Raw genomic sequence first — 25,784 nt, forward strand, 5'->3', positions numbered from 1 at the left:
TGCGTTAAGGCATATACGAAGACAATATACATTTAAATTTCATGATGTTTAAATTTTTTTAATAATGCTTCTTCAACAGGTTTAGGCACAAATTCTGAAATGTTCGCATCATATTGCGCAACTTCTTTCACGACACTTGAGCTAATAAATGAGTAATCTGTAGACGACATCATATATAATGTTTCAACGTTAGGATTAAGTTTGCGATTCATAGATGTTAGTCGCAACTCATATTCAAAATCACTAACAGCGCGCAAACCACGAATAATCGTTGTTGCACCGATAGCGTCACAAAAATCTACAAGCAAACCATCATAAGCATGCACAAATACATTGTCTAAATGCGACACTGATGCTTCGATGAGCGCAATGCGTTCATCAGATGTAAAAGTCCCTTTTTTATTACTGTTTCGCAACACGCATATATGAAGCGCTTCAAAACGTTCTGCGCTACGCTCAATAATATCAATGTGACCGTATGTAATAGGATCAAAACTTCCAGGGATAACTGCTTTTGAATTAGTCATGACTGTCTCCTTTTTCTAATAAACACGTATCAGTTAAACCATAGTGATATCGCTTAATTTCTTTGAAGCCGTTTATTTTGATAGATTCACGATGACTAAACTCACACACGATAATACCATTATTTTTTAATAAATCAAATGCCTTAATCTGTTCCAATGCCTTATCAATTAATCCTTTATCATAAGGCGGATCTAAAAAAATAACATCAAATTGAATATCCCGTTTACTTAACGCTTTTAAGGCTCGGTCAGCACTATTTTTATAAACTTCAGTCTGTGCTTCTAATCCTAATTTATTAATATTTTGACGTATGATTTTAATTGCTCCATAATTTTGATCTACAAAAATCATTTTGTCCATGCCACGAGAAAGTGCCTCAATCCCTAGGCCACCACTGCCAGCAAACAAATCTAATCCAATCCCATGAATATCATGTAAGCTGTTAAATATACCTTCTTTAACTTTATCCATAGTCGGTCGCGTATTGCGCCCTTCTAGTGTATGAAGTTGTTTACTTTTATGTATACCTGCAATGACACGCATCATTAGACACTTCCAATCTTTTTTCATTTTTTATATAATCCTCTTAAAGGAGGAACGATATGAAACAATCATTTATAGTCCTTGGTAACGGACTCACTGACTTATATGAATTTAAAACATTAATCGATTATAACCACCAAAGAATAGAACGCATTGTCTTTTTTCATACACCAAAATCTAAAGAAAAACGTTCTTCAGTCGCAATGATTATGAAACCTACTGAAGGTAGATATTTTCAAGCCATATACACGATGCTCAATGCACTAAATTATCCTTATCCTGAATCAAATCGTAAATTTGAACTTATCCAATCATTTGCCGAACCATATCAAATTGAAATGGTAGGTGTCGATGTACATGAGCCTGAAGCATATCCTGAACTTGAATTGTACTTTAATTATTTAAAAAGTGTTTTAAGGTTACAACATTGGCTGCCTCCATTGGAATAATTAAAATTCATATTTTTCCTTTTCGTACACTTTTTTAATTGTTTTATAAGGTGATCCCATAATATTTGTAACATATTTGAGTTTCATAAGCTTTTGTATCACCGCATCCACTTGTTTTTGGTCGACATACATAGCGACATACTTATGGGTTTTGCTTGTCGCTACAATATGCCCATATTTTCTAATATGACGTTCATGCTTCATGTTCTTTAAGTAAATAATTATTTTTTCACGTTGTACGATTTCCATTTTTTCACCTCGCACTTTCACGTCTATATCGTACCATGATGGCGTTGAAAACGAAAAGATAAATTTCTTTTAAGGAGCTGTTAACCATGTCGAAAACTTATCGTAGCCTTACGAAATTCGTCTTTAATGTAAGGAACTTATTGAAGACACGCAACATCACACAACGCCAATCATCTCCAGTGATTGCCCCCTATTTTCTACACGATGCACCTTATCTTTTAAGTCACAGAGGCGGAATGTTCGAACGTCCGGAACATACACAACTTGCGTTTGATCACAGTCAACAATTAGGTCTCACTGGATTCGAAATCGATATTCGCCTGACAAAAGATGAACACGTCATTGTGTTTCATGATCGAGATGTCGATCGTACTACTAACGGGTCTGGTCGTGTTAGTGAACACACACTTGAAGAACTTTTAAAACTTGATGCAGGCTATCATTTTAAAAACAAACATGGACACATGCCTTATATCGGTCATCCACTAGCTAAAATCATGACCTTAGATGCATTATTAGAACGCTATCCCGATCAACTAGTAAATATTGATATTAAAGATAAGCCCACAACCTATGAAGGAAGTATCGCTGCCGAACGCCTTTATCGTGTTATAGTAAAACACAAAGCACAACATAGGGTTTTAGTGACAAGCTTTCACAAAAAACAAATTGAACGCTTTAATCACTATAATCAAAACCAAATTGCTACCGGTGCAAGTCAAGCTGAAGTCACTGAAGGCATCATGAAATTATTTTTAGGCATCCCCTTTTTATATAAAGGACAAGCACATACTTTCCAAATGCCGCTTTCTTATCGCGGACTTTCACTGACATCCCCAAGATTAATTTCATGGTTAAACGCTAGATGCATTATCCCGGGATATTATGGTGTGAATCATTTAGCATTGATGCACAATTTAACAGATAAAGGCGTGCACACAATTGTTACTGACCGTCCTTCACTCGCAAGACAATTTTTAGCTAATAAAAAAATATGACATATATACAAACTTTTTCACATAAATCCCGCTATACGCACACATCAATAAACGCCTTGCAAAGTTGACATAGGTAAGTTAACTTTGCAAGGCGTTGTCATGATTAAACCTATTTTCATATGCTAATGCGATTGACACTGACAGGCATCACCAGTCGCACACCCTTGTGTCAGTTTATCAAATAGCGGTGTGCCCGCATCCACTTTTACATGTTCGGAAACACTCGTTGCTAAAATCATAATGACTTCATCAATTAATTGCTGCAAATCGGTTTCAGCTTTTTTAAATGCGACAACAGTTGGGTGCATTTCATACGCTCTTTTAGCTTTTCTTGTTGTTATCATGACGTGTTGATAATCTGGATGATATCGACCAAAACGTTGCACTTCATTGTATTGTTGTCGCTGCGTCAAAAATGACTGATATAATTGTCTTGCCGCATGATCATCTTTCAAATTTTGATATGCAATTTGATAATTATGAGACATCTCAGATGCTTTAATCATATCTCCAAGTTCATCCGTCCGATCCAAAATTGTCATTAATGCTTCGTCAAACATGAGCGTCTTCCTCCTCTAGAAAAATTAGAATGAAATATTGTCGATCAATTTCGCCACCCATTGTCGTATACTTTTCATTTAACATTCTTGAGCGATGGGCATCAGAATTCATCCAACTATGTGTCAGTGTAGGAATGTCATTAAAATTATACGCAACATTTTGTGATACGTTTCGATAATGTAAATCCGTTTGATCTAGTACACTCATTAAGCTCGCCTCAGTAAATGAGCGATTATCCGTTGACAACATATTGAACAAATTAACATTTGCTACACTTTCAAGCTTGCCTTCAATCTTTAAAGGCTTTTGATGATATAGCTGGCGCATTTCATTCGTTAATTCATATAATGTTAACCGTTGATTCACATCTTGATCAGCACTTTTACTTGCTTCCTTTTTATCAACTTCATCTTCAGTTAATAGGTCCGGCTCATTTTTTTTATAAGGATTCATCGCTGCCAGTGCCTCTTTATCTAAAAAGCGTAAGCCAATCACACGATTCGTTTGTTGGTCAATGAACACCTGTGCGTACAAATCATCAAATTGAATGAGCGCTTGTGTTTTAACATCTTCATCAGAAAGTTCATAATGATAATCTCGGCCATTTATTTTAAATTGAGGTTCCGTATTAATTGAGAAAGAATTATAAATTTGATCGGCACGTGAATTTATTTTAATTGGTCCTGTATGCGTTTTTGAACCCAAACCTGTAACATATATTGATTTGACAACATTATTTTTCGCTGTAACGATGAGATACATGCCATTTCTATGAAAAATAAAATTTTTAAAATCATGTTCAAATGTATATGTGCGATCAGCTTGACCCCATTTTTTAGTGACGTTTTTCATCGATGCGCCAACAAGTGTACCTACACCCTCTTTTATTTTTGGATTTTCGCCTTCTGTCGATTTAGGTTTTGGTGTATTGCTACGATTAATCACATCTTTAGATTGATTGGGATTTTCTAGCACATCGAACTCAAGTTTGGGAGAATAAAATAAATAAACTAAAAATACAACGAGTAAAATAACACCTACCACTTTGAAAATGATACTTTTCATAGGCACCTCCTTCAACGCATTCGAGTTGACAATATTTTCCCATTTTTAATTCAAAAATCAAAATGTTTGATATAAAAAAGGTTGTAACATGATATCGTATCATCAGTTACAACCAATCCTTATTATAATCCAAATGTCGCTTTAATCAATGACGTCGTTTCTCCACCTGGATATAAAACATATAGTAAAACATACACTGCCACACCTGTAATTGCCGTAAAGAACCACACTAAAGATGCAGATGGTCCAATTTTACGATGCACATGATATTTATCTTTCAAGCCAGTAATAATTTGAATCAGTCCTAATACTGCCCCAACTGTCGCTAAAGTAATGTGACAGAATAAAAATATCGTATAGTACACTTTAATTGAATCAGGTCCACCAAATGCTGTATTACCAATAAACACTGTGCGACTTGCATAAATAGTAAAGAATACAACAGCGAAAATTGCTGCAAATAACATCGCTTTTTTATGCTTTTCAATTTCTTTTTTCCAAATCAATCTCCAACCAATCGCAACAAAAATTGCGCTAATGACAATACACATCGTACTAATAGTAGGTAAAATTGGTAAGCTCATTGTTAACCCTCACTCATTTTTCGTTTAAATCATATTTATTAAAGTCATTACAACGACTAACGCGAAAAATACAACTAAATAGTTCAATGAATAAATAAACATTTTAGTTGCCCATTTTGTTTCAACTGTAGTCGTTTTAAAACTTGTCAATCCTAAATAAATCCATCCTACATTTAAAAGCGTTGCAAGAATAACGAAAACGACACCTAATTGCAACATTAAAAAAGGAATTGGTAGTAATCCAAAGAGCCATAGAAACATTCCTAATCGTGTACGTTGGAATCCTCTTACCGAAGGCAGCATTGGAATATTCGCCATCGCATATTCATCTTTTCTTTTAATTGCTAAAGCATAAAAATGGATAGGTTGCCAACAAAAAACAACTAAGAACAAGGCCCAAGCTAACATAGAAAGTTGTCCTTCAATTGCTGCCCAACCTATTAAAGGTGGCACGGCCCCCGGAAAACTTCCGATAACTGTGTTCCATGTAGTATGACGTTTTGACCAAATTGAATAAAATGATACATATCCAATGACACCGGCCAGTCCAATAACACCTGTTGGTATGTTAAGCATGAATAACAGGATTTCTCCTACAATTATCATACCTAAACTTAAAAACAAAAGATGATGATTAGAAATCCGATCGTTGACGGTAGGACGATTTTGTTTACTAGGCATAATGCTGTCAATATCTTGATCATAGTAATTATTAAGTGCACATGATCCCCCCATGACTAGCGTTGACCCAAGCATCATTGTAACAATTTGTGGGATTGAACCTAAAAACGCGTGATGTGAAAAAATGATAGCGAGCCAAGCCCCAGTAAATGCAGGTATCAGGTTACCTTGAACAAGGCCTAACTTGATAATCTGCTTTAATTCTTGTAACGTAACACGTCCTTTCGATTGAACGGTTAACTCGGATTTAGACATCACTTACCCCCCTTAAAAATTTCATATAATACAATGATATATTAAAGTGAAATACTTTACTAGGTAAATCGCAAAAAAAATGTGACACTTTATCGACATTCTATGAAAGTCATGATTAAGTCACACTTAATAGTTCGTTTTTTGATATAATATACCTAAATGTAAAATTTACGTCATTTTTACAACTTTATTAATAACGGGGTGTTGAGCAGTGTTTAGAAAGCGAAACCTAAAGTGGCTTTCTGTATTAGCTACTTTAATGATGGTATGGGTTCAGCTTGGTGGTGCACTAGTTACAAAAACCGGTTCTGCTGATGGTTGTGGTTCAGACTGGCCACTTTGTCACGGTGCTTTTTTACCTGAAAACCTCCCGATAGAAACGATTATTGAGCTGAGTCATCGTGCTGTTTCAGGGCTCTCATTACTCGTTGTTCTTTGGCTTGTCATTACATCTTGGAAGCATATCGGGCATATAAAAGAAGTAAAACCATTATGTAAAATTAGCGTTGGTTTCTTGTTAATTCAAGCATTAATCGGGGCTGCCGCAGTCATGTGGCAACAAAATGATTATATATTAGCACTTCATTTTGGAATATCTTTGATTAGTTTTTCATCAGTCTTTGTGTTAACGTTAATCATTTTTAATTTGGATCAAAAATATGAGGCGAATATTGTACATATCCGCAAACCACTTCAACGTTTAACGTGGTTAATGGCTGGAGTAATATATGTAGCCATATACACAGGTGCACTTGTACGTCACACAGACTCAAGTTTAGCCTATGGCGCTTGGCCGTTGCCGTTCAACGACTTAATCCCACATGATGTCCATGATTGGGTCCAATTATCACACCGTCTCTTAGCATTTTTAGCATTTATGACAGTGATGATTGTTTACATCCATGCAGTGAAGAATTACCCTAATATTCGTACAATTACGTACGGCTATACTGCAAGTTTTATTTTTATTATTCTACAAGTTGTTACAGGTGCTTTATCAGTTATCACAAATGTCAACTTAATTATCGCGTTATTCCATGCCCTATTTATCACACTCCTTTTTGGAATGATTAGTTATTTCTTACTACTCATTTTAAGATCTAACCGTGGTGACCAATAAGATAAATTAACGTTTGAATCATCACATAGGAATTGGAAATCAAATCATCTTATTTTAATTTAATGCCTTATCCATACATTTCATTACATCTCACCTAAGGCATCAATGACATCAATGAAATGTATATTCTCAGATTTTATCACTAAAATTATTTAAAAGGTTTCAATCAAATAGCTAATAAATTTATATATAATATGCGCTCTATAAAGTAAACACTTGAAAAGTGAAAACTTTATAGGGCTTTTTTGTATAACGAAACGGCATTAAAACTTCCATAGAAAGCTTTAATGCCGTTGTACACTACTTATTTCAATATAAAATCCGTTTTAAATTACTTGTTTGCTTGTTCTACTTCTATTAAAAGATCACCAGTTTCAATGCCATCATTAGGTTCGACGTGAATTTTTTTCACAGTCCCTTTAAATGGTGCTTGAACTGTTGTTTCCATTTTCATTGCTTCTGTAATGATGAGCGACTGATTGGCTTCAACCTCATCCCCTTCTTTTACATCCACTTGTAATACCGTTCCTGGCATCTGCGCTCCAATGTGTGAAGGGTTTGTTTTGTCAGCTTTTGGTTTTGCACGCTTAGATGATTGAACATTTTCATCTTTAATCCGCACGCGACGCGCTTGCCCATTCATATCAAAGAATACAGTACACATTCCATTTTCATCCGGTTGTGTAATCGTCTTCAGTGTAATGATTAAAATTTTACCTTTATCGATTTCTATTTCCACTGTTTCATTGTCGCGCATACCAAAGAAGAATGTTGGCGTATCTAGAATAGATACATCCCCGAATTTCTCATATGTTTGAATATATTGCTCGTAAACTTTAGGGTATAACGCATAACTAATCACGTCTTCATCAGTCACTTTATGCTGTTGTTTTTGTTGTAATTCTTCCTTTAGCGCATCAAAATCAACAGGTTTTAAGTACTCACCTGGTCGTTTAGTGAGTGGTTTCTGACCTTTTAATACTGCTTGTTGCAATTCCTTATTAAACCCATTAACAGGCTGTCCAATTTCACCTTTAAAGAACGATACTACAGATTCTGGAAAATCTAATTTATGTCCATCTCGAATAACCGTTTCTTCATCTAAATCATTTTGGACCATGTATAACGCCATGTCACCTACCACTTTAGAAGAAGGTGTCACTTTAACGATATCACCAAACAAGAAATTCACACGGCGGTACATTTTCTTTACTTCTCCGAATCGTTCACCTAAACCTAAACTTTTCGCTTGCTGACGCAAATTAGAATATTGTCCGCCTGGCATTTCATGTTGATAAATTTCAGTATGTGGTGATTTCATATCGCTTTCAAAATCACTATAGTATGCACGTGCTGCATCCCAATAATGAGACAATGCTTCGTGACCGTCAATATCCATACGTAAATCTCTTTCGAACCCATCTAATGTGTAATACAATGAGTTACTACTTGGTTGACTTGTTAGTCCTGACATGGCAGCAACAGCCGTATCAACAATATCTACACCCGCATCAATCGCTTGTTTATATATGATAATACCATTACCACTTGTATCATGCGTATGTAAGTGAATTGGTAAGTCTACTGCTGCTTTGAGCTCTCCAATCAGTTCATAAGCTGCACGTGGTTTTAATAAACCAGCCATATCTTTGATTGCTAACATATGGAACCCTTCACGTTCTAAGGTTTTAGCAAGTTTGACATAATAATCAAGAGTATAAATATTAGAACGTTCAGGATTTAAAATATCACCAGTATAACAGATGGTACCTTCTGAAATCTTACCCGCTTTTTGAACCGCTTCGTTCGCAACTTTCATTTGTTCAACCCAGTTTAATGAATCAAAAATTCGGAAAACATCAATCCCTGCTTCAGCACTGTGCTTCACAAATTTTTGAATGACATTATCAGGATAGTTTTTATAGCCCACTGCATTTGATGCACGAAGTAACATTTGGAATAGAACATTCGGAATTGCTTTTCTTAAATCATGGAGACGTTGCCATGGATTTTCTTTTAAGAAATTAAATGCAACGTCAAATGTGGCACCGCCCCACAGCTCTAATGAAAAGTTGTTTTGCATCACTTGTGCAGTTGCCGGGGCAATTTTAAGTAAATCATGTGAACGTACACGTGTTGCTAATAAAGACTGATGCGCATCGCGAAACGTCGTATCTGTAATCAAGACGTCTTTTTGCGCCTTTACCCAATCTGCGACAGCTTGAGGACCTTGCGCATCTAATAACTGTTTTGTTCCACTTAAGCTATTGATTTCTTTTAAATCGACTTCAGGTAGTTCTGTAGGTTCAAATGCAGGTTTTGGACGTTTATCAACATTTGGAAACCCATTAATTGACACATTACCAATATATTCTAGCGTTTTCGTTCCTCTATCGCGTGACGGTTGAATAATGAATAGTTCTGGTGCATTTTCTAAAAATTTTGTTGTATAATCACCAGAAGCAAATTTATGATGGTTAATCACATTACGTAAAAATGGAATGTTTGTTTTTACACCGCGAATACGCATTTCTTGTAAAGAACGCTCCATTTTTTCTCGTGCTTCTTTATAACTAATGGCATGTGTGGACACTTTTACGAGTAAAGAATCGTAATATGGTGAAATTTCAGCACCTTGGAATGCATCACCTGCATCTAAACGTACGCCAAATCCACCACTTGAACGATAGGCAACAATATGACCCGTATCAGGCATAAAATCTTGTGTAGGATCTTCTGTAGTAATACGACATTGAATGGCGTAACCTAACGTTTTAATTTCGTTTTGAGAAGGCATACTAATGGCTTCATCATGTAATAATTCGCCATCTGCAATTAAAATTTGCGTTTTAACAATGTCTACACCCGTAATCATTTCTGTAATCGTATGTTCAACTTGAACACGTGGATTCACTTCTATAAAATAAAATTCATTGCCTGAGACTAAAAATTCAACAGTACCTGCATTGACGTATTTAATTTTTTTCATTAAATCCACTGCAGATGTGCAAATACGTTCTCTCAATTCGTCTGACAACGATACTGACGGTGCAACTTCAACCACTTTTTGATGACGTCGTTGCACAGAACAATCGCGTTCATATAAATGGATGATATTACCTTCCTCATCACCGATAATTTGCACTTCGATATGTTTTGGATTATCAATGAATTTTTCAATATATACTTCACTATTACCAAAAGATTTTTCTGCTTCTGACTTTGCACGTGTAAACGCTTCTTTTAATTCAGACGGCTCACGAACGATACGCATGCCTTTACCGCCGCCACCACTCGTCGCCTTAATCATTAATGGATAACCAGCTTCTTCAGCAAAAATTTCTGCTGCCTCATATCCTTCTACAGGACCATCCGTACCTGGAATCACTGGTAAATCAGCTTTAATCGCTGTTGTACGTGCTTTCACTTTATCGCCAAACATATCTAAATGATCAAGATGTGGACCGATAAATATAATGCCTTCTTCAGCACAACGTTTAGCAAATTGCATATTTTCACTTAAAAACCCATAACCTGGATGAATTGCATCTACATCAGCTTCTTTCGCAACTTTAATGATGCGCTCGATATTCAAATAACTTTCAGCTGGACCTAAATCTTCGCCAACAAGGTATGATTCGTCAGCTTTATATCTATGTAGTGACCCCATATCTTCTTTTGAATAAATTGCAACAGTTTTAATATTAAGCTCTGTTGCCGCCCTAAAGATACGAATGGCTATTTCCCCGCGATTTGCGACTAATAATTTACGAATGCGTTTCATGAAGCCAACCTCCTAAAAAGTTCGAAAATTCGAAAAATATAAATACTATTATATCAAAATCTAACCAAAAGTTAAAAGTCGAAGTCACTGTTCATGATTCAAATGACCTATGATGAATACACAAGGTTATAAAAATTACTTATTACTCTTGATAGATTTTAGTTATTACCAAATATATTTTAAGTTGTTGCAACTCAAAAGTCAAAATAAAAAACGAGAACTTAGAATCATATCAAACTTTTAGATTCAAAGCTCTCGTTGCTGTTTTAAGTCATCTTGGCTTTCTTTAAATATCGTTTTCTTGCTTGTTCGTATCTAATTTGTTTAGATACAATAAGCAATAACCCCATCGCAATGCTCAAACTTATCATTGAGGACCCACCAAAACTGATAAATGGTAATGGGACACCTGTTAATGGGATTAATCCTGAAATCCCTCCTAAATTGATAAACGTTTGAATACCGATATAACTTGCTATACCAACACAAACGAGTTTATAAAAATAAGAAGTTGTGCGTGAGGCAAGTTCAAAGGAACGATATACAATAAAGAATAATAAACTTAAAACAATGAGTACACCGACAAGACCTAATTCTTCTGCAATAATTGCAAAAATAAAATCAGTATGCGGTTCAGGTAAATACCCGAGTTTCATAATACTATTACCCAAACCTCTTCCAAAAATCCCACCATTACCAATGGCAAGAAGTGAATTCGCAAGATGATACCCAATACCATCTTCAAAATTGAAAGGATTTTCAAGTGCACTAAATCGTGCAGTAAGGTATGAAGGTAAAATATTAATTCTAAAAACAACAATAATGATAACAACGACAAATAGGCCTAACAAACTGAAGAAACCAATTTTCAAAAAGTTCTTTATTCCAATGCCAGCATACAAAATAATCGAAAAGAAAATTGCTGAAATTAGCAATGTTTGTCCAACGTCTTTTTGTAATAAAACGAGCCCAATAATGAGTCCAACAAAAATAATTGGCCATAATATCGCTGTTGGATCTCGTTGGATTTGAGGTCTTTTCCGCTCAATAATATAAGGCACATAAAGTATGATTGCAATTTTTAATAGTTCCGATGCTTGAAGATTCATAAAACCTAAATTCAACCAACTTCGAGAACCGTTAATTTCAGAACCAATCACTAATGTGGCTAATAATAATATTACGATAAAAGCCATCATGCCCACTTGGAATTTAGGTGATTTCAAAAGTTTAACATTCATTAAATAAGCGATAAAAAATACAATTCCAAATCCGATACCGATATACACCAGTTGTCTTGAATAAAAATATGTACCTGGAACAGATACACCACCGGTAAGTGTTCCTCTCGTTGCTGCTACCATACTAGCACTATACACCATTGTTAAACCGATAAAACATAATGCAAGATATGTGATTAATAATGGAAAATCGATATATTTAGAGGATCTCAAAATATATCGAAATAAACTTTTTATATTATTCATATGATATTATCATCCAATTCATCGCAGATACAAAGCGTCGTTGCGCCAAAATCTCACTATGGACTTTCAATCGCAATTAAACTCTTGTAAACGCTTCGTGTAGTTTTGATAACTCTTTTTCAAGGCGAAGCATCAATGCTTTACCATCTTCTTTATCAACCAAACCGAGTTTCACAGCAAAATCAACTTCTTTTTGTAACCCATACATTTGTGTATCTAATACTTCCTCATATAATGGGCATTGTGGCAAAGTTAAGTTATCAATTTGCACTTTGATGAGCTGTAAAATTCTGTCCGCGTCTGCATTTAACTGGTCGTATGCCGCATTGCTAATATTTTTTTGCTTGCTCATGACATAGTCCCCCCATAATTTTATCTTCATGTTAAAAGTTTATCTTAACACCTTTTAAAAAGCAAGTGAATTTCATACGCCTCCGTCTCAAGTATGATAAAATAAATTAAGTTTATTAGAGGGAGTGCAATGAGTATGATTCAAATTAAAGGTGCAGTAAAATTTCCTATTACTTTAGATAGTTCAACTTGGATTTTTGATGACCGCAAAATACGTATTGAAGATTTAAAAAATGGTGTTTTTGATGGTGAAAAGCCTATTAAATTTGAAGATAATCGTGAGTGGAATCGCGCGATTTTAGAAGGTCAAACAAACCCACCTACATTAAATTCTGAAATCGATTATAAAAAACGTGCCGTACTAGAAGGTTCATTCGTTATCAACATGACTCCGTTTTTCAAAAATGCTGAACCTTTGGACAGCGCGTCTATCATTCGTTTATCTAATGAATCTAATCATATAGATGTGCCATTTCATTTATTACCTTACCTATTTTTCCAATTTTCAAAAGATGGAAAAAGACTTTATGACAATAATGCTGTAGACAGTTTTGTATATCAACAAGCTGAAGGTGTAACGTACGTGTTCGACTATGTGACGCATATCGAGGTGTTATAAATGCGAAAAGAAAAATGTATCATTTGCGACACTGAAGTTTTATTAGATGAAAATACACTCATTGCTAAACGTTTGAAAAACAATCCTATTCAAACCTTTATGTGTGATGAATGTAAAAGTCGTTTAGATACACCAAAGCATCGTCTTAACCCTTCACATCACTATCATTCTATAAAAATAGAGCATGAACCCCATTAAACAGTTGCAACGGAAAACTGGGACAAGTAATGTCTATCTTAAAATAAATAGCCATGACAATTTACCATTAAGATAAATTGTCATGGCTATTTTTACACAACTGACTTAATTCAATCAAATATAATTCGTGAGGTGAATTTAAAACCATAAATATCATACGTTTTCTATGGTCTCAGGTATCAATGAGAAATACATTTATACTTTATTGGACACGTTCTCTTTTTTCGGAACTGGAAAGCGTCCACCATTAAATAAGTCCCAAATCTCTTTAGGCAATTGATGGTGATCCTCTCTAGTAGCATCAAATTGGTTTATAATTTCATTTTCACGGTTGTTTTTTATTTTAGAAACGAGCTCTTGATCTAATAACAATCCTCTTCCTAAAGCAATTAAGTCAGCACCCGCTTCAATACCAGATAATGCAGTTTCACCGGAATAAACTGATCCTATACCTATCAATGGCATGCGCCCATCAATCCATTTTTTCAAAAGCGTGATTCTTTTTTTGCCCTGATATTTACCTTCTCTCGTTGTAGATTGAATATCCATTAACGAAGCATGTAAATAATCTAAAGGATATGATTTTAACATATGAATTAATTCTTTCGTTAACTCCATAGTTATTCCAGGTGATTCTGCTTCTTCTGGGGAGAATCGATATCCTACAATGAAATCTTTAGGGGCCAATGCTGTTTTCACTTCGAGCACTTCCTCAACAACGGCCTTTGGATACGCCAATGGATCTTTCCATTCATCATTTCTACGGTTGTAATAAGGTGAAACAAATTCATGAATTAGATAATGGTTCGCACCATGAATTTCAATCCCATCAAAACCCGCTCGAATCGCCAAAGCAGTAGCACGTCCGTAGTCTTTGATTGATTGTACAATTTCCTCACTTGTCATAGCTCTTGAAGCATGTTTTTCAGATTTACAGTATCCGTAATCTTCAACTTCACTCGGTGCTTTCACATCTCCATCAGGAACATATTCAGGTAAAGCACGCGCACCTCCATGATGGATTTGCATAATCGCCACTGCGCCGTTTTGTTTAATCGTAGCTGCAAGTCGTTTGAGCCCTTCTAAATCCGATTCTTTAGAAATAGAAGGGTGTCCAGGAAATGCCTTTCCTTCTAAATTGATGTAACTCGCTGCTGTAATTGCCATCCCTACATCTTTTGTTCTAGAATGGACAAATTCAATTTCTCTGTCTGAAGCCGTGCCATCCTCATTAGAAATCGTGTGCGTTAAAGGCGCTAACACAAATTTATTATTAATACGCTTCCCATTTGGTAACGTCACACTTTCAAATAAAGACTGATAACGTTCATCCATAAAACCCCTCCTTAAACAACTACCCTCAGTGTAATACAAGAACAAAAACCGACAAAACAACTCGACTTGGGAGCACGATAGAAATCTTTGATTTCGTTATCGTGCCCCCGCAACTATGACTAGACTTTCGCCTCCACTTTACCTTTTCTTCGGAAGTCAGTCATAGACTGCGCTCTTATATTTCACGCTCTCCTTAATACTTTACACATGCTTTTCCACTTTTTTCCCGCTAAAATCTTTGATTTCGTTGTGTTGTTTCCACAGTAATCATTTTAGGCAGCACATAAAGCCCATAAAAAAAGCAATATCACAAATAATTGTGACATTGCTTCAACAGATGATTTATTCATTATCTTCCATCATTTGTTTTATACGTTTTGCTTCTTTTTCACGTTGACCTTTATTTAAAATACGCTTTCTCAAACGTACATTCTCTGGTGTTACTTCAACAAGTTCATCATCATTAATAAATTCTAATGCTTCTTCTAATGTTAAAATACGTGGCTTTTTCATTGTTTCAGTTTGATCTTTTGTAGCTGAACGGACATTTGTTTGATGTTTAACTTTTGTAATATTAACAGTTAAGTCATTTTCACGATTATTTTGACCAACAATCATTCCTTCATATACTTCTGTACCAGGTTCCATAAAGTTTATACCACGATCTTCTAAACCTAAAATCGCATATTCACTTGCACTACCTTGATCCATAGAAACTAATACACCATTTCGACGACCGCCAATACGTCCTTTAATACGTGGTCTAAATTCATCGAAAGTGTGGTTAATAATACCGTATCCACGTGTCATTGACATGAATTCAGTTGTGTAACCAATTAAACCTCTCGCTGGAACGTTAAAGATTAAACGTGTTAATCCATTATCTGTCGTTGTCATATCAACCATTTCACCTTTACGTTGGCCTAATGACTCAATAACTGAACCTGCATATTCTTCAGGCACTTCAGCTTGTACACGTTCAAATGGTTCGTGAAGTTCTCCATCGATATCTTTTAAAATTACTTGCGGCTTTGAAACTTGAAGTTCAAACCCTTCACGACGCATATTTTCAATTAATATTGATAAATGTAACTCACCACGACCTGCAACAGTCCACGCATCTGGCGAATCTGTTGGTGTGACTTTTAAAGACACATCCGTTTCTAATTGATTGTCTAAACGTTCTTGAATTTGACGTGCAGTAACAAATTGTCCTTCTCGTCCAGCAAATGGTGAATTATTTACTCGGAAAGTCATTTCTAGTGTTGGTTCATCAATACGCAGAACCGGGAGCTTATCTTGATGATCTTGAGGCGTAATTGTTTCCCCTACGTTAATATCTTCCATCCCAGATACCGCAATTAAATCTCCAGCGTATGCTTCTTGAATTTCTTCACGCTTTAAACCAAAGTAGCCAAATATTTTCGTTACACGGAAGTTTTTTACGCTGCCATCTAATTTTAATAAGGATACACTTTCCCCAACACGCATCGTTCCGCGGAAAATGCGTCCAATACCAATACGTCCAACATAATCGTTATAATCTAATAATGCGGGTTGGAATTGAAGAGGTTCGTCACGGTTATCTAATGGCGCTGGAACATATTCAATGATTGTTTCATATAAACATTGCATGTTTTCATCTTGTTTATCTGCATCTAAACTTGCCGTTCCACTAATAGCTGAGGCATAAACAACAGGAAATTCGAGTTGTTCATCATTGGCATCTAATTCAATAAATAAATCTAAAACTTCATCTACAACGCCTTCTGGACGCGCCGATGGTTTGTCGATTTTATTCACAACGACTACGGGCTTCAAATTTTGTTCTAATGCTTTTTTCAACACAAATCGTGTTTGCGGCATTGTCCCCTCATATGCATCAACTACAAGTACTACTCCATCTACCATTTTCATAATACGCTCTACTTCTCCACCGAAGTCAGCATGTCCAGGTGTATCTAATATATTGATACGTGTGCCTTTATAGTCAACTGCCGTATTTTTCGCTAAGATGGTAATTCCACGTTCTCTTTCAAGATCGTTAGAATCCATTGCACGTTCAGCTACGTGTTCATTCTCACGGAAAATACCAGATTGTTTTAATAATTCATCAACCAAAGTTGTTTTACCATGGTCAACGTGAGCGATAATCGCAATATTACGAACATCTTCTCTAAATTTAGTCATACATTAATTTCCTTTCTTGAGTAAATTACCACTTTCTTTTGCAACTCGTTTATTATATCATATAAATGAAATGACGACACAGTTAGGTGGAATAAAGATGCAAAAGTCTAAAGCTATTTTTTTCGTACTCGCACTACTTGCTGTTTTCTTTTTAACAACGTTTAGTTTTGCAATCGCTGCTACGAACATATTCTGGATGTCCATTACCTTTATCTTGTTAATGGCAACATTAGGTTATGGCTTTTCATTAAAAAAGAAATACCGAGAAAACGATTGGTTTTAATTCAAAACATCTCATTTAAAATATATTTTTTAGGGTGAGCCGCTCAATGTGCTCACCCTTTTTTATTGGTATCGTTGTTGTAAAGCTTTAAGTTCATTTTCATGTGGCTTAAAATATTCATTTAAAATGTGCTTATGAACCGCTCTATTCCCAAATAATACAGTACTATGTGTTGTGATAGATAAAGGCTCTCCTAAAAAATTCGTGCCTTCTCCACCAACTTCTTGAAGAATGATTAATCCTCCAGCATAATCCCACGGATGTAATCGTGGCGTTATATATGCTGACAATAAGCCTGTGGCTACATAAACAATTTCTAGAGCTGCCGAGCCATACGCACGTGCAGTTCTTGAATCTTGAATAATTGGTTGCAGTATCGGACCCATCTTCGGTTTTGTGAGCCAATTCGGATTTAATCCTACAATACTCTCATTTAAAAGTGTGTCTTTTAAAGGTGGGACTGGTGTTTCATTTTTATATGCACCATGCCCTGATTTAGCATGATATAAAATATCACGCATAACATCATACACAAACCCAGCGTAAGGTTTGCCGTCTTTAAATATACCTACTGAAATAGCAAAATTTTGTTTTTGATGTATAAAATTAAGCGTACCATCAATTGGATCTATAACCCAGACTACACCATTGGTCGACTCAATGTCATGACCATGCCCCTCTTCACCAATCATTTTATGATAAGGATATTGAGATTCTATTTGACTAATGATAAACGTCTCTACTGCTTTATCAACATTCGTTACCAAATCATTTGGATTAGACTTAGATTCAATTTCAATGTCTTCATGCATCCATTTGCGTATATTGTTCCCTGCTTCTAAAACTAAATTTTTGGCAAAATCGTATAAATGCATTCGCATCACTCCTAGTTGTTTAACATTATACAACAAATCGTTATATTATGAATGTTAGACAAACTACGGTATTCTAGTATTAATGAAACTCAATGTCATATAGGAGGAACAATTATGACTCAATATACTTTTAAACCCTCTGATTTCAAAGTATTTCAAGTTGAAGGTTTAGAGGAAAGAATGGCCGCTCTAGATGAACATATTCGCCCACAATTTCATCAATTAGGTACTTACTTCACTGATTATTTAAAAACAATGACGGGCGAAAATTTTTATGCACATATTGCCAAACATGCAAGACGCACTGTGAATCCACCGAAAGATACATGGATCGCATTCGCAACGAATCAACGTGGTTATAAAATGCAACCTCACTTTCAGATTGGGCTGTTTGAAGATCATTTATTTGTTATGTATGGTGTCATGCATGAAGATAAAAACAAATCTGAAGACGTACAAGTATTTGAAGACAAAATTGAAACAATACTTTCCCTTCCAGAAGACTTCCAAATCTCCCTCGATCATACTAAACCAGATAAATCAAAAATCAGTCATATGTCACAAGATGACGTAGAAAAAGGTATCTATCGTGCAAAAAATGTTAAAAAAGGTGAGTTTTTTATAGCGCGTGCATTAAAACCAAATGCAAAAGAATTAAAATCCGATAAAGCCTTTCTTGCTTATTTAGAGAATACCTTCGAACATCTTTTAAAATTTTATAAATAGAAAAACACCGCACCCTGTTACAATAGGATGCGGTGTTATTTCATAATTTAACGGGGATGATCATCTTTTAAATCATTTAAACGTTCTTTCGCATCTAAACCTCTATCTTTGAGGTCATGATGATTTGAATCATGATGATGCGTATCCCCCTCTGGTCGATCATTTTTAGGTCGTGTTGTTGCATTAAAATGACGCTCATTTTCAGCATGTGATTGGTGATTAACGTCACTGTGATGATCGTCAACATGATTTGTGCGATTTACATCATGCTGATGATTCGCTTCATGTTCAAAACGTTTATCATCACTATGCTCCACATCATGACGGTCATCTTGATGCGAATGATTATGATTGGAATTGGCATAATCACGCTCGTGGCTATGATTTTCCATCACATGGTGCTGTGCTTTAGGTTTACGTACGAATAACATAATTGCAGCAATAAACCATAATAAAGCAGCAATTAAGCTCGCAGAGAAAAACGCTAAAATACTTGCAATAATTAATAACACGCCTGCAAGAATGCGCTTTTTAAATAAAAATGCAGCGATAAGTGCTAATAACAATGGCAAAATAACATAAAGTAGTATAGGAAGATAATCCTGACTTTGTTGCACAACTTGATTAGAATCAATTCCTTGTTTCTGGAATTCTTGTTGAAAATTTTTATTTTTTAGTAATTCTGGTAGAAATGAGCCTACTCCTAAAATAAACAATACCCATAACGCATGTAGAACAATACCAATCCAAGTGAGTACTTTTTCAGTCGTACGTTTGAATGGCTTATGTTGCTGATAACTATCGTATTGATGACGATCTCGATTTAAATGATTATCGTCATGTTTTCTATAAGTATAATTGTCTGACATAATGCATTACCTCCTTAGTCACTTAATTACCCTATATCCCTACCATAAACGCATAATTCAAAAATTTTTTACAATCTTTGAAATATAATTTAATAATATTTAAACAACGTAAAAAAACAGTGAAACTATCCTGGTTAAGGTCGTCTCACTGTTTAATACATGATAAAATTATTTTTTTGTGTCTGGATCCTCAGTTATACGTTCTTTTTGAACTTGCTTACGATAATCATAGTTTTGTCTTCGTTGCGTCGCAGCACTAGGTCGAGCTTTACGCTGTTCTTTCACCTGGGCTTTGCGTGCTTTTCGCTCTTCTTTCTTTTGCGTTTTTATTTGAGCACGTTCTTCTTTACGTTGTTGTTTTAAAACATCTTCATCATTAGTCGTTTCTTCATTATGTGCATCTTTCCCTGTCACATGTGTACGCGAATCAAATACATGACTATTGTCTTCATTTTGAGATTCAGAGCGCGGGTGATACACAACTGTATCATCCTCTTCTGATACATCATGCGCGGGTGATTCATCTTGATTTCGTGTAGATTTGTGATGATATTTTGCAGTTCTAGATAACACCTGTGGAGATTCAGATGTAGCTGGTGATTCATGATTGTCAGAAGTCGTAGTTGATTGATTTGCGGCTATGTCATTATGATTCGATTTGTATCGCGTCTCCGTTTGATCAGAAGGTCTATGATACATTCTTTCATCTGAATCATCATATGCATCACGATAACCATTATAACGTTCGTAACCCACTTGGTTTCCATCATAATAATACCCTGGAACGGATATCATTTTATCTTTACGAATAAACATCATAAATGCAACAACAACAAAAAATAACGGGACAAGTATAAAAAATAACGGAATCGACAAAATAGCAACCAGTAAAAATAGTAAGCCTGACACAATTCGGTGCTTCATTGAAATCAATGCTAGGAATGAAATCAAAAGACATACTATTAAGTATACGATAAACGCCCACACACCATTTTGCATTGAGATGACAAACTGTGTCGCTGTTAAATTATTGTTTGCTAAAAAAGTTTGCATGGTAGGATTATTCGCAATGCCATTTTCAATATTTTGGATTGACTGTTCATTACTGAATAAAACTAATCCAAAAAACATTGCTACAATCGTTGTTAATAAAAGTAACACCCAACTGAGCCATCCTAGAATTTTTTCAGCAATACGACTCACAGGTCTTGCCACCTGTTGGTAAGCCTCATAAGCCATAATTTCACTCCTTAAAGTACTTAGTTACTTAATTATATCTAAACTCTCATAAAATAACTAGAATCATAATCCCATTTTAAAGTTTAGAAATCGCTCATTATACTCATTTAATACATCCGGCCCTAAATCTTTATACACTTCAAGTCTTTTCTGTTCATCTTTTGTAGGATAAATTCGTGTATCCTCACGTGTTTCTTTAGGTAACAAAGATTTAGCCGTTTTATTCGGTGTACCATATTCTACCCATTCCGTGTTTTGTTTACTCACTTTTGGATCTAACAAAAAGTTTATAAATTTATGTGCGCCATCCACATTTTGTGCTGTTTTTGGAATTACCATATTATCAAACCATAAGTTAGAGCCTTCTTTAGGCACGACATAATCAAATCGATCATCACTCGTGAAAATAGGTGCAGCAGATCCACTCCATAACACAGCCGCACCAGCCTCATGTTGTTCTAGCATCATTGAAACTTCATCACCCACTACACCCTTAACAGAAGGTGCATAAGATTTCAGCTCTTTTTCAGCTTCTTTTAAATGTTTAGGATTTGTATCATTCAAACTGTATCCTAAACTATTTAATGATAATCCCATAATTTCTCGAGCTCCATCTACAAATATGACATCATTTTTAAGCCTTGGATTTTTTAAGTCTTTCCAACTATTAAATTTGATATCAGGATATTTTGTTTTGTCATAGATAATACCTACTGTACCAAAAAAATATGGAATCGAGTACTGATTATGAGGATCAAATGGTTGATTTAAATAGTAAGAATCTAGATGTTTCATATTAGAGATTTTCGATTTATTTAAAGGCTTTAATAAATGTGCTTTACGCATTTTCTGAATCGTATAGTCACTTGGAAAAGCAACATCGTAGCTCGTGCCACCGTTACGAATTTTTGCTTCCATAGCCTCATTAGAGTCGAACGTTTCGTAGATTACTTTAATACCTGTTTCTGCTTCAAATTGCTTGATTAGCTCAGGATCAATATATTCGCCCCAATTATACACATACAATTTTTGTTGTTTTTGTTGACCAATATCATGATTGATCCAATAACCAACACCTAAACAAAGAATACCAAGTAAAAGGGCACCAATCACAAGTTGCATCAATTGTTTCATAAAGTCATCTCCCTTTTGTGATTTAATGTGCGTTGATTATGTTTTTTAAGCCATTGATAAATCACTAAGCCAAGCATAATAATTAGGAATAGTATTGTGGATATCGCATTAATTTCCATACTAATTCCACGTCGTGCCATTGAATACACTTCTACAGAAAGTAAGCTAAATCCATTCCCAGTAACAAAGAAACTCACTGTAAAATCATCTAAAGAATACGTTAACGCCATGAAAAACCCTCCGATAATGCCTGGCATCAGTTGAGGAATAACAATACGACTTAGCACTTGAAAATCTGACGCACCTAAATCGCGACCGGCATCTAAAATAGATTCATTCATTTCATACAATTTAGGCAATACAATGATGACAACAATAGGAATACAAAATGCGATATGAGACACTAAGACAGATGTAAAACCCAAACCAAAACCCGTAACATGTCCAATCGCTGTGAACATAATTAAAAATGAAGCGCCGATCACAACATCTGACGAAACCATCAATACATTATTTAATGTTAAAAATGAGATTTTCAACGATTGATTACGGATTTGATATAACATGAGCGCTCCAAAAACGCCAATGATTGTAGAAATTGCTGCGGCAATAAGTGCTACTGCAATTGTATTAAAAACAACTTCTAGCAATCTCTTATTGTTAAATAATGTGGCATAATGTTCTAACGTAAATCCGCCAAAATGAACCATATTCCCTTCACTATTAAAGGAATAAAACATGAGATAAAAAATAGGTAAATATAATACGATAAGTAACGCAATTAAATAACTTTTACCAATCCATTTCATCGTGACGCCCCTCCCTTACTTTTCGTACGCGTCATAATTAGAAGAAGTGCCATAAATAAGACTAAAAATAGCGCTATGGTAGAGCCCATTCCATAATTTTGTATGACTAAAAATTGCTCTTCTATTGCTGTACCAATATTGACCACTTTATTACCAGCTATGAGCCGCGTTATCATAAATAATGACAACGCAGGAATAAAAGTGACTTGTATGCCTGTTTTAATGCCTTCTTTTGACAATGGTAATAGCACTTTTTGCATTGTGGTAAACGTATTCGCTCCTAAATCTTGAGCAGCATAAAACAATTGATTGTTAATATCTTTCATACTATTGTAGATCGGCAACAACATAAAAGGAATATAAATATACGCTGACACAATGATAAAAGCTGGCGCAGTAAATAACAGTGATTGACTTGGTAAATGAAGGGCATGCATGAAACGATTGATAAGTCCATCTTGACTGAAAATCCCAATAAATGCATATGTCTTAAGTAGTAAATTCATCCATGTGGGAATAATCATGACAAGTAACCACGTTGATGCATGTTTCGACTGACGAATAAAATAAGCTGCAGGATAACTAATCAATAAACATACGAATGTGATGATAGCCGCATATAAGATAGATTCTCCTAACATGTACATATATCGCATTGTAAAAAATTGTTGATAATTTTCTAATGAAAAGTGACCGTTACGATCGACAAACGAAAAATAACAAAGTAATAGTACAGGTATAATGATAAAGATCAGCATCCACAAAATATAGGGGATAGCCAACCAACGACTAATATGTCTCATAATCTACTTCTCCATAACCTTCAATTCGTTTATCAAATTCTTCTTCAGTTTCACCTGGTACCATGATGTGAATCGCTACAGGGTCAAAATACAAGCCTACTTTATCATCCACTTCTGCATTTTTAGTAGATTGAATCGTCCATTGATACCCTTGCTCATCGATACACGTAATTTCATAATGGACGCCTCTAAATAAAGTAGAATGCACCGTCGCTTTAAATAGACCATTAGATGCTTCCACTAATGAAATATCTTCGGGTCTGATGATAACATCTACCTTTTTCCCTGGCGGAATATCTTTGTCCACACATTCAAAATTTTGACCGTAAATATTAACAACATAATCTTGAACCATGTGCCCTTCTACAATATTAGATTCACCAATAAAGTCAGCGACATATCTATTGACAGGCTCATCATATATATCAAGGGGTGTACCGAATTGTTCAATATTACCGTCACGCATTACAAAAATGTAATCACTTAAAGCTAATGCCTCTTCTTGATCATGCGTTACAAACACAAACGTTATACCTAATCTTGATTGCAATTCCCTCAATTCATATTGCATTTCTGTACGCAATTTTAAATCTAGCGCCGATAAAGATTCATCTAGTAACAAAATTTCTGGTTCATTCACTATGGCACGTGCTATTGCAATACGTTGTTTTTGCCCCCCACTAAGCTCATGAATTTCTCGTTCGACATATTGATCTAATTTCACCAATTTTAAAGCTTCAAGCACCTTCTCTTTAATTTTCGCTTTATTCATTTTTTTCATTTTTAACCCAAACGCAACGTTTTCGTAAACGTTTAAATGTGGAAAAAGCGCATAGTCTTGAAACACTGTATTGACTTGTCGTTTATTCGGGGGGAGTTCATTAATTGTTTTCCCTTGGTAGACAATTTCTCCTGCGTCTGCATGTTCAAATCCTGCAATAAGTTTTAAAATTGTCGTTTTACCACAACCCGACGGCCCTAAAATAGTATAAAAATGACCGGATTCAATCTCTAAATTAATATCATTTATAATCGTTTTATTTTGATATTTTTTTGTGACATTTTGAAATGTTAATAAAGCTGTCAAAGTCTTCCCTCCTATAAATACGATGACGTTGCAACAATCATCACGCGTCCCTCAAAATTGTGTTCATTAATGAGTTGGTGCTGTTTCGTAGCTTTAAAATATAAAGCGTCCCCTTCAGTCGCTTTATATTTTTCATTCCCCAATTTAAGCGTGACACACCCACACATACAATACACAAAGGTATCCGAATATGAAGGCTCAAACAATTTATATGACGAATGAGGTTGTAGCGTAAGTAATAACGGTTCCATCTCAAATTCATTAGATGTTTTTACTGGCCATTGTAAAAAGTATCCTTTATCATACTCGTCATATGTGAGTTGCTCAGACTTAGGGTAATGGATTTTATCTACTTGATTCTTTTCAAAAAATTCAGCGGGTGTCGTACCTAATACTTCTAATAAATTCAAGAATGTTTCCATACTAGGTGATGTTTTATCACTTTCGATTTGTGATATGTATCCTTTTGATAAATCCGTGCGTTCTCCTAATTCTTCTTGCGTCAAATTTTTAAGTAGCCTCAACGTTTTTAGTTTTTGTCCTATGTCCATCATTGACTCCTAAAAAAACTGTAATTTGTTTACTTTTACTAAACATAAAGTTTAATGCTTAATAAAAATACCAAACTACAGCTTAAATTACAATAGGTTTTTTAATTGTCAGATAATCTCTTTTTTTCAGGATACTCTTTAGCTATTTTCATGACTTGATAGCTATCATAACCACTTTCAGATTTAAATGTATTGAATATGTTTTTCTCATCTGCTTTTCCTGGTACTACTTTTTTAAATGCTTGATAACGTGTTAGAAGAACATCTCGTTCGACATTTGACTCATAATATGACTCAATTGCATTAAAAAAAGAAATCACTTGTACCATTTCTTCTTGTGACCATTCGACATCTATAGGATATTGATAATCCATCACATATACCTCCTTAAATAGAATATAAGAAAAAGGG

General features: G+C 35.0%; 28 protein-coding genes. 7 read left to right on the forward strand and 21 right to left on the reverse strand.

The genetic code is table 11. The annotated features are described in order from the left end of the window. Positions 1-32: 32 nt before the first annotated feature. Both coaD and rsmD read right to left on the reverse strand, forming a co-directional pair. Positions 33-527 carry a pantetheine-phosphate adenylyltransferase gene (gene coaD / locus SHYC_RS08460; protein WP_039646261.1) on the reverse strand — a complete coding sequence of 165 codons (495 nt, stop codon included), beginning with the start codon at positions 525-527 and terminating at the stop codon, positions 33-35. Then, the gene (gene rsmD / locus SHYC_RS08465) at positions 520-1,071 is read right to left on the reverse strand and encodes a 16S rRNA (guanine(966)-N(2))-methyltransferase RsmD (RefSeq protein ID WP_039647672.1); all 552 of its coding nucleotides are present in this window, start codon (positions 1,069-1,071) and stop codon (positions 520-522) included. Before rsmD ends, coaD begins: the two co-directional genes overlap by 8 nt. A 59-nt stretch (positions 1,072-1,130) precedes the next feature. Between rsmD and SHYC_RS08470 the strand changes: the two genes are divergently transcribed. Continuing rightward, positions 1,131-1,520 (forward strand): DUF7147 family protein, encoded by a 390-nt coding sequence (locus SHYC_RS08470; protein ID WP_039646263.1) that lies wholly within the window; start codon positions 1,131-1,133, stop codon positions 1,518-1,520. Here SHYC_RS08470 and SHYC_RS08475 read toward each other — a convergent pair whose 3' ends face one another. Continuing rightward, the gene (locus tag SHYC_RS08475; protein WP_039646265.1) at positions 1,521-1,769 is read right to left on the reverse strand and encodes a DUF2129 domain-containing protein; all 249 of its coding nucleotides are present in this window, start codon (positions 1,767-1,769) and stop codon (positions 1,521-1,523) included. Positions 1,770-1,855: 86 nt separating this feature from the next. Between SHYC_RS08475 and SHYC_RS08480 the strand changes: the two genes are divergently transcribed. Next, positions 1,856-2,767 carry a glycerophosphodiester phosphodiesterase family protein gene (locus tag SHYC_RS08480; protein WP_039646267.1) on the forward strand — a complete coding sequence of 304 codons (912 nt, stop codon included), beginning with the start codon at positions 1,856-1,858 and terminating at the stop codon, positions 2,765-2,767. A 122-nt stretch (positions 2,768-2,889) separates the two neighbouring features. Here the strand turns inward: SHYC_RS08480 and SHYC_RS08485 are convergent, their stop codons facing one another. The 4 genes from SHYC_RS08485 to cyoE all read right to left on the reverse strand — a co-directional run bounded on the left by SHYC_RS08485 (position 2,890) and on the right by cyoE (position 5,913). Beyond that, on the reverse strand, positions 2,890-3,327 hold the full coding sequence (locus SHYC_RS08485) for a YlbF/YmcA family competence regulator (RefSeq protein ID WP_039646269.1): 438 nt from the start codon (positions 3,325-3,327) through the stop codon (positions 2,890-2,892). Next, a complete protein-coding gene (locus tag SHYC_RS08490) occupies positions 3,320-4,393 on the reverse strand; it encodes a CAP-associated domain-containing protein (protein WP_039646271.1) in 1,074 nt (357 codons plus the stop codon). Before SHYC_RS08490 ends, SHYC_RS08485 begins: the two co-directional genes overlap by 8 nt. A gap of 122 nt (positions 4,394-4,515) precedes the next feature. Next, positions 4,516-4,977 carry a DUF420 domain-containing protein gene (locus SHYC_RS08495; protein ID WP_039646273.1) on the reverse strand — a complete coding sequence of 154 codons (462 nt, stop codon included), beginning with the start codon at positions 4,975-4,977 and terminating at the stop codon, positions 4,516-4,518. Between the two features lie 24 nt (positions 4,978-5,001). Continuing rightward, complete coding sequence (gene cyoE / locus SHYC_RS08500; protein WP_039646275.1) at positions 5,002-5,913, reverse strand: heme o synthase; 912 nt, start codon at positions 5,911-5,913, stop codon at positions 5,002-5,004. A gap of 211 nt (positions 5,914-6,124) precedes the next feature. Here cyoE and SHYC_RS08505 point away from each other — a divergent pair, with 211 nt between their 5' ends. Beyond that, complete coding sequence (locus SHYC_RS08505; protein WP_039646278.1) at positions 6,125-7,033, forward strand: COX15/CtaA family protein; 909 nt, start codon at positions 6,125-6,127, stop codon at positions 7,031-7,033. A gap of 331 nt (positions 7,034-7,364) precedes the next feature. Here the strand turns inward: SHYC_RS08505 and SHYC_RS08510 are convergent, their stop codons facing one another. The 3 genes from SHYC_RS08510 to SHYC_RS08520 all read right to left on the reverse strand — a co-directional run bounded on the left by SHYC_RS08510 (position 7,365) and on the right by SHYC_RS08520 (position 12,656). Continuing rightward, positions 7,365-10,817, reverse strand: coding sequence for a pyruvate carboxylase (locus tag SHYC_RS08510; RefSeq protein ID WP_039646280.1), 3,453 nt, complete (start codon positions 10,815-10,817; stop codon positions 7,365-7,367). A 266-nt stretch (positions 10,818-11,083) separates the two neighbouring features. Beyond that, positions 11,084-12,304 carry a cell division peptidoglycan polymerase FtsW gene (ftsW, locus tag SHYC_RS08515; protein ID WP_039646283.1) on the reverse strand — a complete coding sequence of 407 codons (1,221 nt, stop codon included), beginning with the start codon at positions 12,302-12,304 and terminating at the stop codon, positions 11,084-11,086. Positions 12,305-12,380: 76 nt separating this feature from the next. Further along, positions 12,381-12,656 (reverse strand): Fpa/YlaN family protein, encoded by a 276-nt coding sequence (locus tag SHYC_RS08520; protein ID WP_037566083.1) that lies wholly within the window; start codon positions 12,654-12,656, stop codon positions 12,381-12,383. A 135-nt stretch (positions 12,657-12,791) separates the two neighbouring features. On the opposite strand from SHYC_RS08520, the gene SHYC_RS08525 reads away from it, so the two are divergent. Both SHYC_RS08525 and SHYC_RS08530 read left to right on the forward strand, forming a co-directional pair. Then, positions 12,792-13,274 (forward strand): hypothetical protein, encoded by a 483-nt coding sequence (locus SHYC_RS08525; RefSeq protein WP_039646285.1) that lies wholly within the window; start codon positions 12,792-12,794, stop codon positions 13,272-13,274. Continuing rightward, positions 13,275-13,472 (forward strand): DUF2197 domain-containing protein, encoded by a 198-nt coding sequence (locus SHYC_RS08530; RefSeq protein WP_039646288.1) that lies wholly within the window; start codon positions 13,275-13,277, stop codon positions 13,470-13,472. 195 nt (positions 13,473-13,667) lie between these two features. Here SHYC_RS08530 and SHYC_RS08535 read toward each other — a convergent pair whose 3' ends face one another. Together SHYC_RS08535 and typA are read right to left on the reverse strand one after the other, a co-directional pair. Continuing rightward, positions 13,668-14,807 carry an NADH-dependent flavin oxidoreductase gene (locus SHYC_RS08535; protein ID WP_039646290.1) on the reverse strand — a complete coding sequence of 380 codons (1,140 nt, stop codon included), beginning with the start codon at positions 14,805-14,807 and terminating at the stop codon, positions 13,668-13,670. Between the two features lie 342 nt (positions 14,808-15,149). Then, on the reverse strand, positions 15,150-16,997 hold the full coding sequence (typA, locus tag SHYC_RS08540) for a translational GTPase TypA (protein ID WP_039646292.1): 1,848 nt from the start codon (positions 16,995-16,997) through the stop codon (positions 15,150-15,152). A gap of 91 nt (positions 16,998-17,088) precedes the next feature. Here typA and SHYC_RS08545 point away from each other — a divergent pair, with 91 nt between their 5' ends. Continuing rightward, positions 17,089-17,280 (forward strand): DUF5325 family protein, encoded by a 192-nt coding sequence (locus SHYC_RS08545; RefSeq protein ID WP_231912823.1) that lies wholly within the window; start codon positions 17,089-17,091, stop codon positions 17,278-17,280. Between the two features lie 62 nt (positions 17,281-17,342). On the opposite strand, the gene SHYC_RS08550 is transcribed toward SHYC_RS08545, so the two are convergent. Beyond that, on the reverse strand, positions 17,343-18,155 hold the full coding sequence (locus tag SHYC_RS08550; protein WP_039646296.1) for an inositol monophosphatase family protein: 813 nt from the start codon (positions 18,153-18,155) through the stop codon (positions 17,343-17,345). A gap of 114 nt (positions 18,156-18,269) precedes the next feature. Here SHYC_RS08550 and SHYC_RS08555 point away from each other — a divergent pair, with 114 nt between their 5' ends. After that, positions 18,270-18,881 (forward strand): YktB family protein, encoded by a 612-nt coding sequence (locus SHYC_RS08555; RefSeq protein WP_039646298.1) that lies wholly within the window; start codon positions 18,270-18,272, stop codon positions 18,879-18,881. A gap of 47 nt (positions 18,882-18,928) precedes the next feature. Here the strand turns inward: SHYC_RS08555 and SHYC_RS08560 are convergent, their stop codons facing one another. From SHYC_RS08560 to SHYC_RS08595, 8 genes are all read right to left on the reverse strand, one after another. Then, a complete protein-coding gene (locus SHYC_RS08560) occupies positions 18,929-19,750 on the reverse strand; it encodes a DUF4064 domain-containing protein (RefSeq protein ID WP_052257840.1) in 822 nt (273 codons plus the stop codon). A gap of 168 nt (positions 19,751-19,918) precedes the next feature. Then, positions 19,919-20,989 carry a lipoteichoic acid stability factor AuxB gene (gene auxB, locus SHYC_RS08565; protein ID WP_039646300.1) on the reverse strand — a complete coding sequence of 357 codons (1,071 nt, stop codon included), beginning with the start codon at positions 20,987-20,989 and terminating at the stop codon, positions 19,919-19,921. Between the two features lie 63 nt (positions 20,990-21,052). Further along, positions 21,053-22,123 carry an ABC transporter substrate-binding protein gene (locus SHYC_RS08570; RefSeq protein ID WP_039646302.1) on the reverse strand — a complete coding sequence of 357 codons (1,071 nt, stop codon included), beginning with the start codon at positions 22,121-22,123 and terminating at the stop codon, positions 21,053-21,055. Further along, positions 22,120-22,932, reverse strand: coding sequence for an ABC transporter permease (locus SHYC_RS08575; protein WP_039646304.1), 813 nt, complete (start codon positions 22,930-22,932; stop codon positions 22,120-22,122). The genes SHYC_RS08570 and SHYC_RS08575 overlap by 4 nt, the downstream gene beginning before the upstream one ends. After that, positions 22,929-23,735: an ABC transporter permease gene (locus SHYC_RS08580; protein WP_039646306.1), complete on the reverse strand. Its 807-nt coding sequence runs from the start codon at positions 23,733-23,735 to the stop codon at positions 22,929-22,931. Before SHYC_RS08580 ends, SHYC_RS08575 begins: the two co-directional genes overlap by 4 nt. Next, positions 23,722-24,822 (reverse strand): ABC transporter ATP-binding protein, encoded by a 1,101-nt coding sequence (locus SHYC_RS08585; RefSeq protein WP_039646309.1) that lies wholly within the window; start codon positions 24,820-24,822, stop codon positions 23,722-23,724. The genes SHYC_RS08580 and SHYC_RS08585 overlap by 14 nt, the downstream gene beginning before the upstream one ends. Positions 24,823-24,833: 11 nt before the next feature. Beyond that, complete coding sequence (locus tag SHYC_RS08590; protein WP_039646311.1) at positions 24,834-25,373, reverse strand: helix-turn-helix domain-containing protein; 540 nt, start codon at positions 25,371-25,373, stop codon at positions 24,834-24,836. 101 nt (positions 25,374-25,474) lie between these two features. After that, a complete protein-coding gene (locus SHYC_RS08595; protein ID WP_039646313.1) occupies positions 25,475-25,747 on the reverse strand; it encodes a UPF0223 family protein in 273 nt (90 codons plus the stop codon). Positions 25,748-25,784: the final 37 nt, after the last annotated feature.

Origin of the sequence: Staphylococcus hyicus, from assembly GCF_000816085.1 — a bacterium.
GTDB classification, from domain to species: domain Bacteria; phylum Bacillota; class Bacilli; order Staphylococcales; family Staphylococcaceae; genus Staphylococcus; species Staphylococcus hyicus.

Coding starts and splice junctions, on each gene's coding strand:
- coaD (WP_039646261.1), bottom strand. CDS start 527: ATGACTAATTCAAAAGCAGTTATCCCTGGAAGTTTTGATCCTATTACA.
- rsmD (WP_039647672.1), bottom strand. CDS start 1,071: ATGCGTGTCATTGCAGGTATACATAAAAGTAAACAACTTCATACACTA.
- SHYC_RS08470 (WP_039646263.1), top strand. CDS start 1,131: ATGAAACAATCATTTATAGTCCTTGGTAACGGACTCACTGACTTATAT.
- SHYC_RS08475 (WP_039646265.1), bottom strand. CDS start 1,769: ATGGAAATCGTACAACGTGAAAAAATAATTATTTACTTAAAGAACATG.
- SHYC_RS08480 (WP_039646267.1), top strand. CDS start 1,856: ATGTCGAAAACTTATCGTAGCCTTACGAAATTCGTCTTTAATGTAAGG.
- SHYC_RS08485 (WP_039646269.1), bottom strand. CDS start 3,327: ATGTTTGACGAAGCATTAATGACAATTTTGGATCGGACGGATGAACTT.
- SHYC_RS08490 (WP_039646271.1), bottom strand. CDS start 4,393: ATGAAAAGTATCATTTTCAAAGTGGTAGGTGTTATTTTACTCGTTGTA.
- SHYC_RS08495 (WP_039646273.1), bottom strand. CDS start 4,977: ATGAGCTTACCAATTTTACCTACTATTAGTACGATGTGTATTGTCATT.
- cyoE (WP_039646275.1), bottom strand. CDS start 5,913: ATGTCTAAATCCGAGTTAACCGTTCAATCGAAAGGACGTGTTACGTTA.
- SHYC_RS08510 (WP_039646280.1), bottom strand. CDS start 10,817: ATGAAACGCATTCGTAAATTATTAGTCGCAAATCGCGGGGAAATAGCC.
- ftsW (WP_039646283.1), bottom strand. CDS start 12,304: ATGAATAATATAAAAAGTTTATTTCGATATATTTTGAGATCCTCTAAA.
- SHYC_RS08520 (WP_037566083.1), bottom strand. CDS start 12,656: ATGAGCAAGCAAAAAAATATTAGCAATGCGGCATACGACCAGTTAAAT.
- SHYC_RS08525 (WP_039646285.1), top strand. CDS start 12,792: ATGATTCAAATTAAAGGTGCAGTAAAATTTCCTATTACTTTAGATAGT.
- SHYC_RS08530 (WP_039646288.1), top strand. CDS start 13,275: ATGCGAAAAGAAAAATGTATCATTTGCGACACTGAAGTTTTATTAGAT.
- SHYC_RS08535 (WP_039646290.1), bottom strand. CDS start 14,807: ATGGATGAACGTTATCAGTCTTTATTTGAAAGTGTGACGTTACCAAAT.
- typA (WP_039646292.1), bottom strand. CDS start 16,997: ATGACTAAATTTAGAGAAGATGTTCGTAATATTGCGATTATCGCTCAC.
- SHYC_RS08550 (WP_039646296.1), bottom strand. CDS start 18,155: ATGCATTTATACGATTTTGCCAAAAATTTAGTTTTAGAAGCAGGGAAC.
- SHYC_RS08555 (WP_039646298.1), top strand. CDS start 18,270: ATGACTCAATATACTTTTAAACCCTCTGATTTCAAAGTATTTCAAGTT.
- SHYC_RS08560 (WP_052257840.1), bottom strand. CDS start 19,750: ATGTCAGACAATTATACTTATAGAAAACATGACGATAATCATTTAAAT.
- auxB (WP_039646300.1), bottom strand. CDS start 20,989: ATGGCTTATGAGGCTTACCAACAGGTGGCAAGACCTGTGAGTCGTATT.
- SHYC_RS08570 (WP_039646302.1), bottom strand. CDS start 22,123: ATGAAACAATTGATGCAACTTGTGATTGGTGCCCTTTTACTTGGTATT.
- SHYC_RS08575 (WP_039646304.1), bottom strand. CDS start 22,932: ATGAAATGGATTGGTAAAAGTTATTTAATTGCGTTACTTATCGTATTA.
- SHYC_RS08580 (WP_039646306.1), bottom strand. CDS start 23,735: ATGAGACATATTAGTCGTTGGTTGGCTATCCCCTATATTTTGTGGATG.
- SHYC_RS08590 (WP_039646311.1), bottom strand. CDS start 25,373: ATGGACATAGGACAAAAACTAAAAACGTTGAGGCTACTTAAAAATTTG.
- SHYC_RS08595 (WP_039646313.1), bottom strand. CDS start 25,747: ATGGATTATCAATATCCTATAGATGTCGAATGGTCACAAGAAGAAATG.